This window comes from Streptomyces rimosus subsp. rimosus, from assembly GCF_000720725.1.
GTDB classification, from domain to species: domain Bacteria; phylum Actinomycetota; class Actinomycetes; order Streptomycetales; family Streptomycetaceae; genus Streptomyces; species Streptomyces rimosus_A.
This window is the reverse complement of sequence record NZ_JOCQ01000086.1, coordinates 18302-36850: the sequence shown is the minus strand read 5'-3', so window position 1 is coordinate 36850 and position 18549 is coordinate 18302. Positions and strand designations below refer to the sequence as shown.

At 73.6% G+C, this 18549-nt stretch carries 12 protein-coding genes and 1 pseudogene; 5 read left to right on the top strand and 8 right to left on the bottom strand.

All coding sequences use genetic code 11. The features are described from left to right. A pseudogene (locus IH45_RS0132365) lies at positions 1-918 on the bottom strand (HEAT repeat domain-containing protein); the annotation flags it as partial. Between the two features lie 323 nt (positions 919-1241). Here IH45_RS0132365 and IH45_RS0132360 point away from each other — a divergent pair. Then, positions 1242-2702: a PP2C family protein-serine/threonine phosphatase gene (locus IH45_RS0132360; RefSeq protein ID WP_030676780.1), complete on the top strand. Its 1461-nt coding sequence runs from the start codon at positions 1242-1244 to the stop codon at positions 2700-2702. 215 nt (positions 2703-2917) lie between these two features. Here IH45_RS0132360 and IH45_RS0132355 read toward each other — a convergent pair whose 3' ends face one another. Next, the gene (locus IH45_RS0132355; protein ID WP_030676777.1) at positions 2918-4426 is read right to left on the bottom strand and encodes a DNA-binding protein NsdB; all 1509 of its coding nucleotides are present in this window, start codon (positions 4424-4426) and stop codon (positions 2918-2920) included. A 260-nt stretch (positions 4427-4686) separates the two neighbouring features. Between IH45_RS0132355 and IH45_RS0132350 the strand changes: the two genes are divergently transcribed. Together IH45_RS0132350 and IH45_RS0132345 are read left to right on the top strand one after the other, a co-directional pair. After that, positions 4687-5820: an aminoglycoside phosphotransferase family protein gene (locus tag IH45_RS0132350; protein WP_030676774.1), complete on the top strand. Its 1134-nt coding sequence runs from the start codon at positions 4687-4689 to the stop codon at positions 5818-5820. Between the two features lie 245 nt (positions 5821-6065). Beyond that, entirely contained in the window at positions 6066-8063 is a 1998-nt protein-coding gene (locus IH45_RS0132345; protein WP_030676771.1) for a peptidoglycan recognition protein family protein, read from the top strand. A 41-nt stretch (positions 8064-8104) separates the two neighbouring features. On the opposite strand, the gene IH45_RS0132340 is transcribed toward IH45_RS0132345, so the two are convergent. The 6 genes from IH45_RS0132340 to IH45_RS0132315 all read right to left on the bottom strand — a co-directional run bounded on the left by IH45_RS0132340 (position 8105) and on the right by IH45_RS0132315 (position 16630). Beyond that, positions 8105-8593, bottom strand: coding sequence for an NUDIX hydrolase (locus IH45_RS0132340; RefSeq protein WP_030676767.1), 489 nt, complete (start codon positions 8591-8593; stop codon positions 8105-8107). Between the two features lie 37 nt (positions 8594-8630). Next, complete coding sequence (locus IH45_RS0132335; RefSeq protein WP_003982045.1) at positions 8631-9131, bottom strand: hypothetical protein; 501 nt, start codon at positions 9129-9131, stop codon at positions 8631-8633. Positions 9132-9173: 42 nt separating this feature from the next. Continuing rightward, positions 9174-12104: an ATP-binding protein gene (locus tag IH45_RS0132330; RefSeq protein ID WP_030676764.1), complete on the bottom strand. Its 2931-nt coding sequence runs from the start codon at positions 12102-12104 to the stop codon at positions 9174-9176. A gap of 263 nt (positions 12105-12367) precedes the next feature. Next, positions 12368-13744: a protoporphyrinogen/coproporphyrinogen oxidase gene (locus IH45_RS0132325; protein ID WP_078897880.1), complete on the bottom strand. Its 1377-nt coding sequence runs from the start codon at positions 13742-13744 to the stop codon at positions 12368-12370. Between the two features lie 149 nt (positions 13745-13893). Continuing rightward, positions 13894-15078, bottom strand: a complete 1185-nt coding sequence (locus IH45_RS0132320; RefSeq protein ID WP_158813336.1) for a terpene synthase family protein — start codon at positions 15076-15078, stop codon at positions 13894-13896. 16 nt (positions 15079-15094) lie between these two features. Beyond that, on the bottom strand, positions 15095-16630 hold the full coding sequence (locus IH45_RS0132315; RefSeq protein ID WP_030676758.1) for a cytochrome P450: 1536 nt from the start codon (positions 16628-16630) through the stop codon (positions 15095-15097). A gap of 553 nt (positions 16631-17183) precedes the next feature. Here IH45_RS0132315 and IH45_RS0132310 point away from each other — a divergent pair. Next, entirely contained in the window at positions 17184-17435 is a 252-nt protein-coding gene (locus IH45_RS0132310) for a hypothetical protein (RefSeq protein WP_158813334.1), read from the top strand. Positions 17436-17500: 65 nt separating this feature from the next. Continuing rightward, a complete protein-coding gene (locus IH45_RS0132305; protein ID WP_030676754.1) occupies positions 17501-18292 on the top strand; it encodes a DUF2637 domain-containing protein in 792 nt (263 codons plus the stop codon). The last annotated feature ends 257 nt before the right edge of the window (positions 18293-18549 follow it).

The following is an 18549-nucleotide window of genomic DNA, read 5'->3' as shown; positions in this document are numbered from 1 at the left end:
CTCGAAGGCGGCGAGCGCGGCCTCGGCGAGCGGGCGGCTGGACACGGGATCGGCGGCCGCGGCCTCGATGAGGTCGAGGGCCTCGGGATCGCCGCGTTCGGCGAGGTGGCGCAGGGCGGCGGCGCGGGCGGCGTCCGGACCGGTGCGCGCGGCGCGCAGCAGCTCGGGGCGGTCCTCGGGGCCCGCGACGGCCGCCAGGCAGCGCGCGGCCGGCACCTGCCGCCACTCCTCGGGGTGCAGCTCCAGGCCCTGCTGGGCCCAGTCCAGGATCTCGGTGACGCTCCAGCCGGGGCGCGGTCCGCTCGGCCGCATCTGGCGCTGCCAGCGGTCGAAACAGCCCTGCTCCTGGGCGGCGCGGATGCGCTCGCCGTAGCGCGGGTCCTCGGCCCACAGCCGCCACGGGCGGGGCTCGAAGGCGTCCCGGACGGCGGCGGCCAGCTCGGCGTCGCCCTCGGGGGTCCCGGGGAAGCGGGCGAGTACGGCGGGGGCGAGGGTCGCCAGGCCCGCGTCGTCGTCGCGCAGGGCCAGCTCGTCCAAAGCCCAGCGCCAGTTCGTACCGGCGGCGGCGTAGCTGCGGAGCAGCAGGAGGGCGGCGTCGCGGCCGTACGCGGCGAGGTGGCCGAGCACGGCGAGGGCGAGCCCGGTGCGCTCCTCGCCGGGGTCGGTGAGGTCGTCGGGGTGGAAAAGATGCCGTTCGATCTCTTCGAGGCCGCCGTCGAGCTGCATGTAGAGGCGCGCGTAGTACAGGGAGCGGTTCTCGACCTGCCAGTCGCGGCGGGGGTCGCGCAGCACACTGTCGTTCAGTGCCGCGAGCGCCTCGGCCCGCGGCGCCGCGAGGGCATGCAGGGTCCCGTCGCCGCGGCCTCGCTGCAGGAGGCCGAGCAGGGTGCCACTGGGCGCTATGTCTGGATCGAACATGAGGTCAGCATCCGGTGCGGGGGACAGGCTGGCAACGGGATTTCCGCTGACCGGCATTCTTGCCGGTGACCACGGGTCGTATGCGTCGTTCCCACCATGGATCGGTGGAGGCCGAGCGCGCTACGGCGGCGGAAGCCTAGCCTGGAACGCTCCGTTCCGCCGATTCGGCGGAGGGTTGCCCCAGGGAGGCCGGGGGCATATGCCGAGTGCACCACCGTATCGGGTAATGCCAAATCCCTTACGGGCGGTCGCAGCCTGTGCAACAGTCGTTACCGGCCCTTCCGTCAGTTCTGGCCCCGGCGCCGCCTGATATCGGAGTACGTATGCCGTCCCACCTCTTCGCGGACCGATCAGCCGCCCAGCCACCCGAGCGCGACGTGGTCGAAGCACTGATCACGCAAGCACGCCGGCTGCGCGGCGGCCTGGACGCCGTACGCCGGGAGACCTCAGCGGACGGCGAGGAGCACCCGGATCCGCGGCTGCGCTGGCAGCGGGCGCTGTGCGACCTGGCCGTCCACCACCTCGACGACCTCGGCGGGCATCTGGACCAGCTCCGGGAGGGCCTGCCCGCCGACCCCGACGCCGTGCCGGACGAGGAGCTGCTGCCCGCGGCCCCGCCCGAGCCCGCGGACCACCCGGGCTCGCTGCTCAGCCGGGTCGGCAGCGCCGAGTGGAATCTGCTCACCGACGGGGTGAGCTGGTCGCCGGAGCTGTTCGGGATCTTCGGCCGGGACCCGGACGAGGGCCCGCTGACCCTGGACGAGCTGCCCTCCCTGGTCTTCTCCGAGGACCAGCAGCTGCTGACCACGATGGTCACCGACTGCCTGGTCGACGGCCGGCCGATCGACGGCGAGTTCCGCATCGTACGCGCCGATCAGTGCGTGCGTACGGTGCACATGGTGGGCGAGCCGGTGCTCGACGCCGACGGAAGCACCGCATGCATGTGGGCCGTGCTGCGGGACGTCAGCGAGCTGCGTCGCAGCCAGCGGGCGGTGCGCGAGACCCGTGACTCGCTGCAGCGCCAACGGCACCGGGCGCAGACCGAGCACCGGCTTGCGGTCGAGCTGCAGGAAGCCGTGCTGCCGCCGTGGCGCGGCTCCCTGCGGTTCCCGCAGGGCGGGCCCGTCGCACTCGACCTGGCCGCCCGTTACCTCCCTTCCGGCACCAGCGCCCTGATCGGCGGCGACTGGTACGACGCCCTGCAACTCCCGGACGGCAAGACGCTGTTGAGCGTCGGCGACCTCACCGGCCACGGCGCCACCGCCACCTCCGGCATGGCCATGGTGCTCGGCGCGCTGCGCGGCATGGCGGTGTCCGGTCAGGAACCGGGCCCGCTGATGGGCTATCTGAACCAGCTGCTGGACAGTTCGGCGCAGCCCGCCCTGGGCAGCGCGGTGTGCTGCCGCTTCGATCCGGCCACCCGCCGGCTGGTCTGGGCGCAGGCCGGACATCCGGCGCCGCTGCTGTTCCGCGACGGCACGGGCAGCCCCCTGAACCCGCCGGAGGGCGTGCTGCTCGGCGCCACGACGGGCGCCCACTACACCCAGCGGTGCGAACAGCTGGCCCCCGGTGACCTGCTGATCCTGCACACCGACGGACTGGTGCCGCGCCGCTCGCACGGCCCGCTGGCCTCCCACGAGGGCTCCGAGCGCCTCCTGTCGCTGGCACCGCGGTTCGCCGCGGCCCGTGACGCGCAGGACTGCGTCCGCATCATCGCGGAGGAGTTCGGCGGCGCCGAGCGCGAGGACGACGCATGTGTGCTGATCGCCAGAGTGAGCGGCTAGCGGAGCGGCGGTAGCGTACGAGGTAGGGGCCTACGGGGTAGTAGGGGTACGGGGGCACCGGAAAGGTCACCGGCCCTGCACGCGAACGAGTCTGCACACGAACGAGTCCGGACACGGACAAGTGTGATGCCGACGCGTTCCGTCCGCGTACACGGGCTCCGCGGGGTCCGGGCGGCCCGTGTGGGAACGTCACACCGTCATCAGAGCCATGGGCATCAGATCCGCAGGCTCTTGCCCGCCGGGCCCAGCCCCGGCCCCAGCCCCTGGCCCTTCGCCCTGGGCATCACCCGCTGGATCTCCTCCCGCAGGTCCTGGATCTTGGCGTAGTTCGTGTACTGGTTGGTGAGCCGGTACATCTCGCGCAGCCGGTCCCAGGTGCGGTGGGAGGAGTTCTCCTTGATGGACACCAGGGCCAGCCGGGCGTAGCGGTCGGCCTGTTCGGGGTCGTTCCCGATGAAGCAGGCCGAGGCCATCGAGAGGTAGTCGAAGATCGTCGACCGCTGCCGGCCGGCGTCCCGCAGCCGCAGCGCCTGCTTGGCGTGCACCTGCGCGATCTTCGCCGCCTTCGGGTCGTGCTCGGCGAGCGTACGGAAGGCCAGCGCCTGCATGCCGTGCAGGTCCGCCTCGTCGAACATCTGCATCCAGCTCGGCGGCGGTACGTCGCCCCGGTCGGAGACGAACAGCTCCTCCGCCTCGCCCAGGGTGCGGCGCATGGCCTGGCCCTGGCCCTTGGCCGCCTGGGCCCACGCCTCGATCGTGTAGAGCATGGCGCGGGTGCGCGGCAGGGTCTCGCCGCCGGAGCCGGACTTGGCCAGCTTCATCAGATCCAGGGCGTCGTCCGGACGCCCCAGGTGCACCATCTGGCGGGCCGCCCGGGAGAGCGCCTCGCCCGCGCGGGGCCGGTCGCCGCCCTCTCGTGCCGCGTGGGCCGCGATCACGAAGTACTTCTGGGCGGTGGGCTCCAGGCCCACGTCGTGGGACATCCAGCCGGCCAGCACGGCGAGGTTGGCCGCCACCCCCCACAGCCTGCGCTGCAGGTGATCGGGGTGGCGGTAGGCGAGCATCCCGCCCACCTCGTTGAGCTGGCCGACCACGGCCTTGCGCTGCAGCCCGCCGCCGCGGGCCGCGTCCCAGGCGCGGAACACCTCGACCGAGCGTTCCAGCGCGTCGATCTCCTGCGACCCCACGGGGGCCGCCTCGTAGCGGTCGAAGCCGATCTGGTCGATGGTGTTGTCGGCGAAGGGGTCGTCGAATCGGGGGGCGTCGGCTGCCAGCGCCGGGTCGGTGTGCAGCCAGTCGTGCATGGCGCTGCTGAGTGCGGAGCCCGCGGCGAGCGCCGCGCCCGCGCCCACCAAGCCGCGTCGGTTGAGCATGAGGTCCATTCCCGTGAATTCCGTGAGGACCGCCGCCGTCCGCTCGGGCGGCCACGGGAGACCGTCCGTGGCCTGCTTCTTCCCCGCCCGCCCGGAACGCCCGAACCCGAGGTCCTCGATGGTTACGACACGGCCGAGACGCTCGGTGAACAGGGCGGCGAGCACCTTGGGCACCGGGTCCCGCGGGGTCTCCCCCGTGTCGATCCAGCGCCGTACCCGCGAGGTGTCGGTCGCCAGCTGCGGATGCCCCATGGCGGCCGCCTGCCGGTTGACCAGTCTCGCGAGTTCGCCCTTGGACCAGCCGGCCAGGCCGAAAAGGTCCGCGAGACGGGTGTTCGGCTCCCTGTCCACGTCAAGCCCCCAGGTTCCTCGACTGACTTGACATTAACGGCCCCTCCCGGAGGCTTGCGAGCATTCGCCAGGGTTCGCCAGGGTGCGCCAGATGGTCTGCCACCCGCGCCCGCGTGTTCTGTAAGGAGTGCAGCTCCCGGCCCGGTGTCGGTACCGCATTCCCCAGGGTGCGGACACCGGATCCCGGGCCCTCGGGCCCGGTCCGCCGGGCCGGGAGCCGCACCGCAACTCGTCGGCGCACGAAGGGATCAGTCTCACCCATGTACGCAGCATCGTCCGCCGTGAGCGCCCCGAACCGGCCGTACCGCCCGCAGCCCCAGGGAAGCGGGCCGTATCTGGATCCCTCCCAGTCTCCGGGGGCGGTGTCCGGCCTGGCCGGCGGGCGGAACCGGCGGATGCAAGGGGGAGGTCCCCAACCGCTCAGCGGGAGACTCGACTTGTCCGGCCCCCAGGGCGCCCAGCTGCGCGCCGCGGTCGCCTCCGTGCACCGCATCTGCCCCGAGTTCCATCCGGTCCAGGTGCTCCGCCGCAGCGGAAAGTCCGTCCTGCTGGTGGGCACCACGGGACGTACGACCGCGGTCGCCAAGTGTTTACTGGACCACTCCCCCGCGTGGACCGAGCGGTTCCGGCACGAAATAGCTGCTTATCGGGCCTTCGTACGCCACCGCCCGCCGGTGCGCGTACCGAGGCTGGTCGCCGCGGACCCGGACAACTGCACTCTGGTCGTCGAGCGGATGCCCGGCCGGATCGCCTCCCTCCAACGGCATCCCACCGAAGCACCGCCCCGCGCGGACGTCCGGGCCGCGCTCGGCGCGATCTGCCGGGTCAACCTCTGGCGGCCGCCGGCCGGGATGTTCGACATGCCGCTGGAGTACGGCAAGCGCATCGCGCACTTCCACGGCCTCGGCCTGCTGACCGACCGGGACCTGGGCGACCTGCAGAAGCTGCTGCACGGCCTGTCCCACACCCAGGGCCAGTTCTGCCACGGTGACGCGCTGCTGAACAACGTCCTGCTGTCCCCCGCCGGGCCGGTGCTGCTCGACTGGGACCACGCCGGCTGGTACCTGCCGGGCTACGACCTCGCCACCCTGTGGTCGGTGCTCGGCGACGCCCCCGTGGCGCGCCGCCAGATCAGCCAGCTCGCGCAGGCCGCCGGGCCGGCCGCGCGGGACGCCTTCCTGGTGAATCTGATGCTGGTGCTCACCCGGGAGATACGGCGTTACGAGACCGCCGTGCAGCGCACGATGCGCGAGCCCACGCCGACGGGCACGCCGGGGCCGGGACACCCCGGTGCGCTGGCGGCGGGTGAGGAGCAGCGGCTGCTGCTGCGCCGGCTGCACGACGACTGCCAGATGGCACGGCGCGCGGTACGGGCGGCGGTCGGCACCCGCTGATCCGCCAAGGGGGGTATGTGAGCGGCACGCCGCACGAGGCGTGCCGCTCACGTGTGTGCGGGCGCGGCCGCGTCCGCTCGTACGGGGGTACGGGACGCGCGCTGACATGCGAAACCGTTGGTGCGCACGGTGATTGACGGATCGTCGGCCAGACGATAGCTGTAAACAGGTTCCGTCCCGCACGCCCGTATGCACACCGTCCGCCATACGCCCCGGCTCGTCCCGGTCGGCCCCAGGAGGCTGCATTGCGAGGAACCGACGAGAAGAGAACCCCCCGCTCCAGAGCGCGCAGGGCCGCCACCGCCGTCGCGGCGGCGGCCTTGCTGGTGCCCCTGGTCTCGGCCACGCCGTCCGTCATGGCCGGGCAGCCACGCGCCTCGGCGGCACAGCCTGCCGCCGGCGCCCTCCAGCAGGCCTTCGCCGACGCCGCCGCACGGTACGGCGTGCCGCGGGACGTGCTGCTGGCCGTCGCGTACATGGAGTCGCGCTGGGACGGGCACGGCGGCGCGCCCAGCGTGTCCGGCGGCTACGGCCCGATGCACCTGACCGACGCCCGTACGGCGCTGGCCGGGCGGCCGCACCACGGCGAGGGCGACGAGGACCCGCGCGGCGACGATTCCCGGGCCCGCAAGCGGGTCCGCCCCCAGCTGCCCGCCGCCTCCGCGCTGCCGGCCCGGCTGCGGACCCTGGACCGGGCGGCACGGCTGACCGGGCTGCCCGCCGAGCGGCTGCGGCGCGACCCGGCGGCCAACATCCGTGGCGGCGCGGCGCTGCTGGCCGCGGAACAGCGCGCCCTCGGTCCGCTCTCCGCCGACCCGGCCCGGTGGTACGGCTCCGTGGCGCGCTATTCGGGCGCGGACGACACCCGTACCGCGGCGGGCTTCGCCGACGACGTGTACGACGTCCTGCGGCAGGGCCGGTCCCGTACGACCGACTCGGGCCAGCAGGTGACGCTGCCCGCCTCCCCCGGGCTGACGCCCGACCGTGCGCAGCTGGGCCGCCTGGGCCTGCGGTCCGCCGCCGCGCCGGCCGGTTCCCGCCTGGAATGCCCGCGCACGGTCTCCTGCGTCTCCGTACCGGCGCCGTACGAGGAGTTCGGCGACGGCGACTACGGCAACCACGACAAGGCGGACCGTCCGCGGGACCAGCGGGTGGACGCCATCGTCATCCACGACACCGAGGGGTCGTGGGAGACGACGCTGAAGCTCATCAAGGACCCGACGTATGTGTCCTGGCACTACACGATCCGGTCCGCGGACGGGCTGATCGCCCAGCATGTGCCGACGAAGGACGTCGCCTGGCACGCGGGGAACTGGTATGTGAACGCGCACTCCGTGGGGATCGAGCACGAAGGTTTCCTCGCGGCTCCGGACGCCTGGTACACCGAGGCGATGTACCGGGCCTCGGCGCGGCTGGTGCGCTACCTGGCGCGCAAGTACGACCTGCCGCTGGACCGGCAGCACATCATCGGCCACGACAACGTGCCCGGCACGACACCGGCCACGATCAAGGGCATGCACACCGACCCCGGCCCGTACTGGGACTGGGCGCACTACTTCCGGCTGCTGGGCAAGCCGTTCGTCCGTACGGCAGGGCCCCGGGGCGGCCTGGTCACCATCCGCCCCGACTACGACGAGCACCGTCCCGTCTACACGGACTGTGTGAAACCGGGGCAGCCGTGCGCGCCGCACGGCTCGACGGCGGTCCGCCTGCACACCGGACCGAGCGAGAGTGCGCCGCTGGTCCAGGACATCGGCCTGCGGCCGGACGGCAGCCCCTCGACGACCGGCGTGAACGACACCGGCGCCCGCGCCACCACCGGCCAGCGCTACGCGGTCGCGGAGCGCCGCGGCGAGTGGACCGCCATCTGGTACCTCGGCCAGAAGGCGTGGTTCCACAACCCGGCGGAGCAGCCCACCGCGGTCGACGCGAAGGGGCTGGTGATCACACCGAAGCGGGGCCGGGCGGACATCCCGGTCTACGGCCGCGCGTACCCGGAGCAGGCCGCCTACCCGCCAGGCGTCCCCGTACAGGCCGTCACCCCGCTCTCGTACAAACTCCTGGCGGGCCAGCGCTACGCGGTCGGCAACCGGGTGCGCGGCGAGTACTTCTACGCCCCGACGTACGACGTGTCCAAGCACGCGGTCGTCCGCGGCCAGGACGTGTACTACGAGATCCAGGTGGGGCACCGGGTGGGGTATGTGCGGGCGGTGGACGTGGAGGTGCGGTTCTCGAACAAGTAGGGGGTGGGGGCGGCGTCCGGTGTCCGGCCGGGCGCCGCCCTTCAGGACAGGGCGGCGTACCTCGCGAAGGCTTCCCGGCAGTCGGGGACGAAGGGCCACTCCCCCAGGGCCTCGCGGAGGGCGGGCTCGGGCAGCCAGGCGTGCCAGGCTATTTCCGCCGGGTCCGGTGTCACGGCGCCCTCGATGACGGCTTCGTGCACACCGAGCCAGTACGGAGCGATCGCTCCGCGGCACAGGAACGTGAAGGCCTGCCGGGGCGCGGCCCGGACGCCCAGCTCCTCCGCCAGCTCCCGGGCGGCGGCGTCCTCGTACGACTCCCCGGCGGACACCGCGCCGCCGATCAGCCAGTTGTACCGGCCGGGGAAGCGCGAGACGTCCGCCGGCCGCCGGTGGACCAGTATCCGGCCCGCCCGGTCCCGGCACACGACGGTCGCCACCCGGTGCAGCCACCCTTCGCGGATGGCCTCTCGCCGGTCGACGACGCCCACGGTCCGGTCCCGCTCGTCCACCCGGTCCACCAGTTCGGTCATGGCGCCCACGATGCCACGGCCCGGTGCGCCGGACGGCTCACCCCTGCTGGAACATCTCCGCCGGCAGCGGCTTCAGCAGCGCGTACAGGTCGTCCGTGATCGGGCGGTCCCAGCTGGCGATGGTGACCAGGACGCCGTCGCTGCGGTCGAACTGGGCGCAGGAGATGCGGCCCTCGGAGCACTTGATGCGCTTGACGATCAGCAGGTTGTCGTCGTGCATGACCGGGGTGTCCTCGGTCTCCACGACGGTGACCGGCTCGTCGTTGCCGAGGGCGGCGAGCAGCTGGGCCACCTCGAAGGGGACCTGGTCGTCCGCGAGGTCGCGGGCCGGTGAACCCTCGGGGAGGTTGCCGATGATCATCGCGGGTCCGCGCCCGCCGAACAGGTCGTAGCGCAGGAAGACCCCCTGGCAGCTGCCGTCGGGGGCGGGCAGCAGCCCGGCCCCGAGGTTGCCGGGCCAGTCCCCGGGGTCCATGGCGAGGACGTCGAAGTCAGGCCCGGCGGGCGTGGCTGCGCTGCGGCGGCGGAGGAAGGACATACCGCCATCGTACGTGGCCGCCGGGGGCCGGCGGGCCCAGCGTCAACGCCGTGGTGGCCCGTCCGGCGCGACGGCCGGATCGGCCGTCTCCAGGAGCCGCGGCAGCCCGGCGTAGTCCGTGCCCATCTTGCGGCAGACGCTGGACAGCAGGCGGGTGACGACCGTCTCCGGGGTGGCCAGCTCCTCGGCGATCCGGCCGGTGGTCCAGCCCAGGGCGAGCCGTTCGGCCGCCGCCCGCTCCTGGGAGGTGAGCGCGTCGGTGCCGGTGCTGTGGAGCTGGAGCGGGCGCAGGCCGGCCGCGGACAGTTCGTCGCGGGCGCGCTCCGCCAGCGCGTCGGCGCCGCAGTGCACGGCGCCCTCCAGCCCGCGGTACAGACGCTCGGCGGCGTCCTGCGGCAGGCCGGCCCGGCGCAGGGCCGCGCCGTGGTCGACCAGGGCCTCGGCGAGTGCGTACCCGGCGGGTGAGTGCTCCAGCTCCCGTACGGCCTCGGCGAGCAGCTTCAGGGCCCGGCCGCCGCCGATCACGTTGGCGGCGCAGTGCAGCGCCTCGCCGATCGCCGTGGCGGTGCCGAACCTGCGGGCGCGGCGTACGCCTTCCTCGGCCAGCTGGACGGCGTGCGGACTGTCGGTGAGCGCGGTGGCGCGGGCGAGGTGCAGCTGCCAGGGGCACCAGGCGGGGTTGCGCATGCCGCGGGCCTCCAGCCGCCTGCCGACCGCCTTGAGGTGGTGTTCGGCGTGCCGGTGCAGGCCCCGGGCCAGCAGCAGTTCGCTGTAGACGGTGCGGGAGTCGGGGTAGACGACGGCGTTGGGCACCACTTCGCCGTAACCGAAGTGGTCGGCGATCCGCTGGGCTTCCTCGATGCGGCCGCGGGCGAGCAGGATCTCGATGAGGATGCCGATGGCGTACCACTGGGCGGGGACCGCGCCGCCGACCCGCTCGGCGATCCGCAGCCCTTCGCGGACCAGGGCCTCGGCCTCGGCGAGCGCGCCGCGGCGGTAGCGGATGTAGCCGAGCAGGGCGTGGCCGAAGGCCAGGTGGGCGCCGCGCCAGCCCTTGCGCTCGCACTCGGCCATGCCGCGGGTGAACAGTTCCTCGGCGCGGCCGGGCTGGTCGCAGTACATGAACGTCATGGCGACGGCGACCGGTACCTCGAAGCCGCGGTTGTCCTCCGTCCAGCTCAGCCCGCCGACCAGGGCGGCCTCGGCGTAGCGCAGGGCGGTGGCGGCGGGCTCGCCGTGCACCACGCAGTCCCAGGCGCGCAGGCCCAGGATGTAGCGCTCGGCGAGGCCGTCTCCGGTCAGGTGGTCGGCGAGCCGGGCCAGCCTGCGGGAGCGGGCGGCGGAGTCCGGTTCGTCGGCCCGGAAGGCGCTCCAGACGAAGTTCTCGGCCTGCATGCGCAGCCGGGTGGCGGGGAGGCTGGTGCGCCGGGCCTCCTCGGCGGCCACCGCCGCGGCCTCGGCCAGCTGGTCGGTGTGGGCGAGGGCCTGGGCCAGCCGGTAGGTGATGGCCTCGCGCAGTTCGGGCTCGACGTCCGGCTCGGCCAGCGCTTCGCGCAGGTAGTTGACGGTGACCTCGGGCGCGGCGAGGAAGGTGGCGGCGCCCAGTTCGAACAGGACGGCGGCGCGGTCCTCCGGCGAGGGCGGCTCGCGCAGGGCGCGGGCCAGGAAGCGGCGGGCGGCGTCGGGGGCTCCGGCGCGTACGTACTCCTGCGCGGCCTGGCGCAGCCGCTGGACGACCCAGTCGTCGCCCTCGCAGGGCACCTCCAGCAGGTGCCGCGCGGCGACCGTCGGTCCGAGTCCGGCTTCCACCACGGCCTCGGCGGCGACGTTGTGCATGCCGACGCGCAGTGCGGTCGGGATCGCCCGGTGGACGGCGGCGCCGATCAGCGGGTGGGCGAACTGCAGGATGCCGTCCGGGCCCTCGTCGGGCGCCAGGACGCGCGCCTCGCGCAGCCGGGCGATGACGTCCACCCCGGATTCGCTGCCGAGGGCGGCGACTCCGGCGGCGACCTCCGGGGCGGCCGAGGTGCCCAGGACGGCGACCGCCCAGGCGAGGCGGACGGCGGCGCCGCCGAGCCGGTCCAGCCGCTCGACCAGGCCCTTGCCCTTGACCGCCGAGCCCAGTTCGCGCAGCGCGGGCAGGTCGTCCCGGCAGCCCTTGAGGCCGCGTTCGCGCAGCCCGGCGGCGAGTTCCACGGCTTCGAAGGGGTTGCCGTCGGTGACCGCCCAGCATTCGGAGCAGAACTTGTCCTCGGCCCCGTCGCCCAGCGCGTCGCGGATGATGCGGCCGACCGCGTCGCAGGTGAGCGGGGAGAGGTCGTAGGGCCGGGAGGCGTGGCGTTCGGCGAGCTTGCGGAAGGCGGCGGCGCTGCGCGGCAGTTCGTCGGGCCGGTAGGCGACCACCACGAGCATCGGCAGGTCCTCGGCCCGCGGCGCGAAGGCCGTCAGCCAGCTCAGCGACTCCTGGTCGGCCCACTGCGCGTCGTCCAGGACCAGTACGGTGGGCGTCTGCTGCACGGCCAGGCGGGTCACCAGCCAGTCCAGGCCGTCGCGTACGCCGGTGGGGTCGGGCGGGCTGCCGCCCGCGTCGGCCACCAGGCCGAGGGCCGGGGCCACGATGTCGTACCAGCTGCCGAGGACCGTGCGGCAGGTGGCCTCGTCGTATCCGGCCAGGACCGGCTGGACGAGCTGGCGTACGACGTGGAAGGCCATGCCGTGCTCCTGCTCGTTGCCGCGCGCGGAGAGCACGGTGCAGCCGCGGGCCGCGGCCCGGGCGCGGACCTCGGCGAGCAGCGCGGTCTTGCCCATCCCGGCCGACCCGGCGAAGGAGAGCAGGCCGCCGCGCTGGGCGGCCGTCGGGGCGCCCGCGGTTCCGCGGAGCCGGGACAACGCCTCCTCGGCCGCGTCCAGTTCGGCGTTGCGTTCGAGCAACTCCCGCCGTACGTCGCGTACGTGCTCCCAGCCGTGGGTCATGACCGAATCCGTTCGCCGCGCTGCCGCTCCCGCCCGCCGCGAGTGCGGGCCCGTCCGGCCGCACTCTGCCTGCGATAGCGCGAAGCGTACGCCCATACGGACTCGCGGTAACCAGGATGAGTGACATGCTGCACACCGCGGGCGGAGGCGTGCTACGCGCGCCCGCACGTAGCCGTTCCGGCCCGCCCGATCCACCCGTAAGCAGCCACTCTTACGGGTGAATCGGTTGCGAGCGGCGGCAGTTGCGCCGCTCGGGGTGCGGGTCAGCGGGGCACCGGCGTGAGCGCCCCTTCACCGCGCAGCCGGGCCAGGAGGTTGCGGGCGGCCCGCTCCCCCGAGCACACGCTGCTGTTGGTGGTCGAGTGCCCCAGATGGTCGCCGCCGGCGAGCTGGACGCGGCCGCGGGGGTCGAATCCGGCCGCGAACCGGGCGATGGCGCGGTAGTCCCCCGGCCGCCGTCCGATCAGGCAGGGCGAGACGCGCCAGATGTGCGTCATCGTGGTGTGGCGCTCCAGCTCGGGCAGGACGCCCAGCCGCCGGACGCCCGCCAGGACGTGGTCCACCACCTTGTCGTCCCCCAGGTCCCAGTTGCGGTCCGACCACGCGCCGCGCAGATGCGTCATCACCAATCCGGTCCCGTCCGGCACGCGCCGCGGGGAGAGGTTGTGCTCCAGCACGAACGCGCAGAGGTCGGGGTGTTCGACGCGGGACGCCTGCACCAGCATCGCCTGCTCCCGGGTGGGCCTGTCGAGCCCGAAGGCGACGTGGATGCTGCGGGCGTACGGCGCGTCGTCCAGGAACTCCCGTTGATCGGGAGTGAGTTGCGCGTAGAGCGGAGGTACCTGCGGTGGCGGTACGGCCAGGACGCAGGCCGCCGCCGTCTCCATGTGCTCCGGCTCGCCCGGCCGGTGCCAGGTGACGGCCACCTCGTCCCCGCGGTCCTCGACCGAGGTGACGTGGGCGCGGTATTCGACGGTGAGCTGCCGGGCCAGCCCCTTGGGCAGGAAGCCGACGCCCTCCTTGGAGGTGAAGAAGCCGCCGCCGCACAGGATGACGTCGATGAACACGAACGGCATCGCGGCGGAGACCTCCTCGGGCTCGCCCAGGCACAGCCCCGAGACGAGCGGGTCGAGCAGGTACTCCAGGGTTTCGGGACGCAGGCCGCGGCGGGTGGCGTACTGGGTCACCGACTCGAAGTCGGCCGTGGCCATCGGGGACATGTCGTCCGGCGTCAGCAGCGGGCGCACCCGCCGGTAGTCGCGCAGCAGCTTGCCGACGTCACCGAGGGGGAAGCTGGTCAGCAGGCCGCCGGTGGCCAGCTGCCGGCGCGATCCCAGGCGCACCCGGCGGACCTGTCCGTCGCGTACCAGCCCGAAGAGGTCGGAGCCGGGCACGACCTCGCCCGCCAGGCCGGCCGCGGCGATCAGGCGTATCAGTTCGCGGTAACTGTGGATGAGGATGGTCGCCGCCCGGTTGACGGCGAATCCGGAGACGTCGACGGTGGCCATCCGGCCGCCGACCGTCTCCGGTCCGGCGCTCTCCAGGACGACGGCGTCGCAGCCGGCCTCCTGGAGCCGGAAGGCCGCGGACAGGCCGGCGATACCTCCGCCCACCACGACGACTCGGGGCTGTGCACTCACACCGGTTCACCCTTCCTGCCGGTACCGGAACGGGCCGCCGCGGGGCGGTCCGGCACCGGTACCGAGACGTTCCGTCAAGAGCGGGGGCCGAGGGGCCCGCCGGGAACGGGCCCCTCGGGAACCGCGGGCGGGGAGGCGTCACCGCCGCCTCACGCCGCGGGGCTCAGCTGGTCCCACCACCACGCCACCGGGCGCAGCGGCAGCGGTTCGAGACTCCCATCACTGGGCGACTCCGCCCAGACGCCGAACGCGGGCGCCGGGTCGGGGGCGGCGCCCGGGTCGTCCCGGTAGCGGGGGCTGACGGCGCTGTAGTCCAGGTTGCCGCGGATGAAGTGGTCGAGCTGGCCGAGGTAGCACCGCACCTCGGGGGCGGCCCGCACCGCGGTCCGCTCCCGCAGGGCGAGGTACAGGCACATCAGCCGGTCGTGCAGCTCCGCCGCCCTGGTCATGGCCTCCTGGGGCGGCACGCGCAGCTCGTGCTCCAGGATGCCGACGAGGTTGGACTCCAGCGACTGCTCCTTGACCTCGCGGTGGTACGAGTAGACGTCGTTGGCGAAGGTGACCAGGGCCGAGGCGACCTGGGTCAGCGCTCGTATCCGGGGTGTCTCCGCCTCCTCGCTGGGCAGCGAGGTGCCCTCCGCCATCTCGATGACGGCTATGGATGCCTTGGTACCGCGGTCCCGGGGGCCGATGACGAAGTACTCCTCCAGGCTCGGCACGGTGCCCGCCGCCCGCTGGCCCATGCCGACGCACGCGGCGAGAAACCATTCGGCAACGCCGTCGACCCACCGCCGTACGACCGTGCCGGTGGCGTGCCGCCGGTAGCGGTACGAGACCTCGCCGAACGCCGCGGTGTAGGGGTCGGTCTTCTTGTCGTCGGTGGTCTCGGGGTGGTCGGCGCCGTGGATCACCTGGACGGCCATCGGGAGGAAACGTTCCGGGTGCCGGCTGAAGAGCCCGCCGTCCAGATAGACGTCGTCCAGCAGCAGGCCCAGGCAGGACCAGTCGGCGCCGATCTGCAGCAGGCCGCTGCTGCCGTCGGGCGCGATCCGGCACGCCCACTCGGCGGTGCGGTTGGCCAGCACCTGGGCGTGGTGGAAGTCGTTGTCGCAGAAGCCGAACCGCGCCATCCAGTCCACCACGCGCCGCTCGATGCCGGCGGTCTCGTGGTGCGGCGCCGCCGGGATGGGGCAGTACAGCTGGGGGATGACGACGGCGGAGCGCACCGCCGTGGCGTCCGTTTCGCGCGCCGGGCCCGGGCCCGATAACGGGACCTGGCCCCAACGGGCGGACGATAGCTCGAATTCCGGGACGCCGTAGCCTGTTGCCTGCATGGTTCTCTCTCCATGGTCACGGTGCTTCAGATGGAACGGCCGGCGCTGCGCCGTCCGGTCCGCGGCGTGGCTCGCAGACCATGGGCAGCGGGCCCGGGCTCAGCACGGCCGCCGGGACCGGACGTACGGTCCTGGGGGACGGCGGGCGCAGGCGCCAGCGCGCGGCGATGGCGGCAAGGGCGAGCACGGCTTCGGTCATCGCGAAGTGGTCGCCGATGCACTTGCGGTTGCCGGCGGCGAACGGGAGCATCGCACCGCCCGGAACGCTCCCTGCCCGTTCCGGCAGCCATCGGTCGGGGTCGAACCGCTGGGGGTCGGGGAAGGCCGCCGGGTCCTGGTGGAGCACGTACGCGCTGTACAGGACGGTGCTTCCCGGTGCCAGCCGGTGGCCGGCCAGCGTGGTCTCGGTGGTGGTCACCCGGGTCAGCGCCCAGCCGGGCGGGTACATCCGCAGGGCTTCGGTGACCACGCGCCGGGTGTGGCCGAGCCGGGGCAGGTCGTCCGGGGCGGCCGGCCGGCCGGCGAGCACGGAGTCCACCTCGGCGTGCAGCCGGCGCTCTTCCTCGGGGTGGGCCGCCAGGAGGTGGAGCGTCCAGGCGAGGGCCAGCGCGGTGGTCTCGATCCCGGCCACGAGGAAGGTCATCAACTGGTCGTGCGCCTCTTGGTCGGTGAGCGGTTCCTGGTCGTGGGGTGCCTCCTGGGAGGTGGGCGCGGTGGTGGCGTGGGGGCACTGCGGGGCGGGGCCGTCGGGTGCGGGTACGGGATGGCCGCCCGGTTCGGGGGCGCCGTCGTCGGTGGTCCTCAGGAGCGTGTCCAGCAGGTCGCCGTGCCGGTCGGTGCTGCCGCGGCGTTCGGCGATGATGCCGTCGATGATGTGGTGCAGCCGGGCCAGGGCCCGGTCGAAGCGGCGGTTTCCGGGCGTGGGGAGTTTGTAGAGCGGGCCGAGCGGGACGACCGCGCGCAGCAGGACGCCGCGCATGACGGTCGACAGGCAGGCGCGTACCTCGGCCGCGAGGCCCGGGGCGAGGGAGGTGGACATCAGCACGCCGGTGGTCACCCGGGCCGAGAGGTCCATCATCGCGTCGGTGACGTCCAGCGTCCGCCCGGGCCGCCACTCCCCGACGGCGGCACCGATCTCGGCGCTCATCACTTCCGCGTAGTCGGCGATCCGGGACGGGCGGAAGCAGGGCTGGGCCAGCCGGCGCTGCCTGCGGTGCACGCCCTGGGCGCAGGTGACCAGCCCGTTGCCGAGCACCATGCGCATCGTGTCGTAGAGCGGGCCGCCCTTGTCGTACGTGCGCGGGTCCATCAGGATCTGCTGCACCAGCGCCGGGTCGCAGGCCAGCCACACGCGCTGCGGTCCGAGGCGGATCGCGACCAGGTCGCCGTGGGCGGGCAGCGAGGCGAGGAAGTCGAGCGGGCGCCGCCACAGTGGGAGCGCGTGCCCCAGCAGCGGCAGGCCGCCGGGCGCCGTCGCCACGGTCCAGGTGTGCGGGACGGCGGCCGCGGGACCGCGGGTCGCGCGGACGCCCGCCGCACCACGTATGCCCATCGGGAATCCCCTCGTCGGGCCGGATTCCGGGGCGCCGGTGGACGGCTTCCAGAACCGGAACGGACAGGTAGGTGAATCGCACCATTACCTACCCGGGCCGCCCCGCCGGTCCCGTGGTCACACCTTCTTGAGGGGGCGCGTCGGAGCGGGATTCAGCTCACCGGTGCGCATACGCTGAAACGGTCCGCCGCGCGCCGGAGCCGCCCCCACGTCGGCAGTATCGATTCGCCTCCGAGGTGAGCGCCCCGGGGCGGACAACCGTTCGCGCGCAGGGGACGACGGGCCGGACCCGCCCCGGCGAACACGCCGCCCGGTGCCGTGATGACGCGTGGCGGGTGCCGGTGGTATAGGCCGCTGTCCCGGTGTCCCGGCAGGCCCTCCCGGCAGTGCCCGCGGCTCTTGCCCCCGCACCGCGCCGCCGGGAGCGGCCCCCGGCGCCGGGATGATTGTTCCACCTTTCCGATCACCGCCTCTTCGTACCCTCCACCTCTTCTTGAGTTCATTAGCACCGGGTACCCGTCCCCTTGTGTCCGGCATATTCGTTCCGCAATGTATGCCTGACTCTCCTGTGGAACAGCCGGTACGACGCATCGGCCGGCGCTTCTTCAAGCCCGTTGGCATCCCCGACTCCCCCGTGACCGACCGGCCGCCGGCCGCCCCGGAATGCGAGAGGGAATACTTCCGCCCGGAAATCTCCGCGGACCTGCTGGACCGCTTGGGCGCGGAACTCGACCGGATCAAGGCGGCGCTGTGGTCCCAGCAGCACGGCGAGGCCGAGTACGGCGCGGGGCCCCGGCGGTGCTGAAGGCGGCCCGCGCCGCCTGACCGCCAGGGCCCCGACGCCGCCGCCCAGCTCGCAGGGAAGTTGCCGTGTACGATCCCCCCACCCTCCACCTGCTGATGCCGTCCACCGCGGACGGGTACCGGATCCCCGCCCAAGTCACCACCGAGCCCGACCTGACGGCCGCCTTCGGCCTCGCCGACGGGCCGCTCTTCCGCGACCAGCCGGCCCACGAGAGCCTGGCCGACGCCTACGGCCACGACGTGCCGATGACGGTCCCCGACGACCTCGACGCCGAGCTGGCACAGCTGCTGGACACCGCCGAACAGCCCGCCGTCGTCGAGGAGCTGTCGGCCGCCGAGCCGCACAGCCACCGCAAGCCGACCTTTCTGCACCCCGCCCGCCCCGCCAAGGAGCGCGTTCCCCGGTCCTGGCGGCGCACCCTCAGCGTGGTCACCGTCGCCCTCACGTCCGTGATCGTGGTGGCGGTCGGCCTGCTCGCCGCGGTGGCGTCCTACCCGCCGCTGCGGGCGCTGGCCGGGGAGGCCACGTCGCCGCGCATCGCCCAGCTGTGGCCGCTGCTGGTCTACGGACCGTGGATGGCCGCCATCCTGTCCATCCTGCGGGCCCGGACCCACCGGCGCCGCACCGCCCACTCCTGGTGCGTGGTGATCTTCTTCGCCGCGGTGGCCACGGTGCTGTGCATCGCCAAAGCCCCCACCACCCCGGCGGGCATCACGGTGGCGGGCCTGCCGCCGGTGACCGCGCTGCTCTGTTTCCACCAGCTCATCCGCCAGCTCGAACCCGGCCCCTCGGCGACGCCCGCCACCCGGCACGCGTACTCGAAGAGCGGCGCGCACCGCCACCGTTCCGGCCGCTGAGGTCCGGCGGCCGGCCGTACAGCGGGGCCGCCGGGCCACGGCGGTCCCGTTCCCGCGGTCCGGGCCCGTTCCGCTTTCCGGGGGCCGGTGCCCCCGGGCGGCGGGCGGATATCACCGCTCCACGGCCGCCGCATTCCGGAAGTACCGTTTCCGGAAAATCTGCTGATCTCCCGGGAGTTGGACCGTCCGGGGCCGTCACCGGCGCCGCCTGGCGCATTCGGCAGAGTTTTTTCGCGGCGGCGCACAAAGGTGCACCG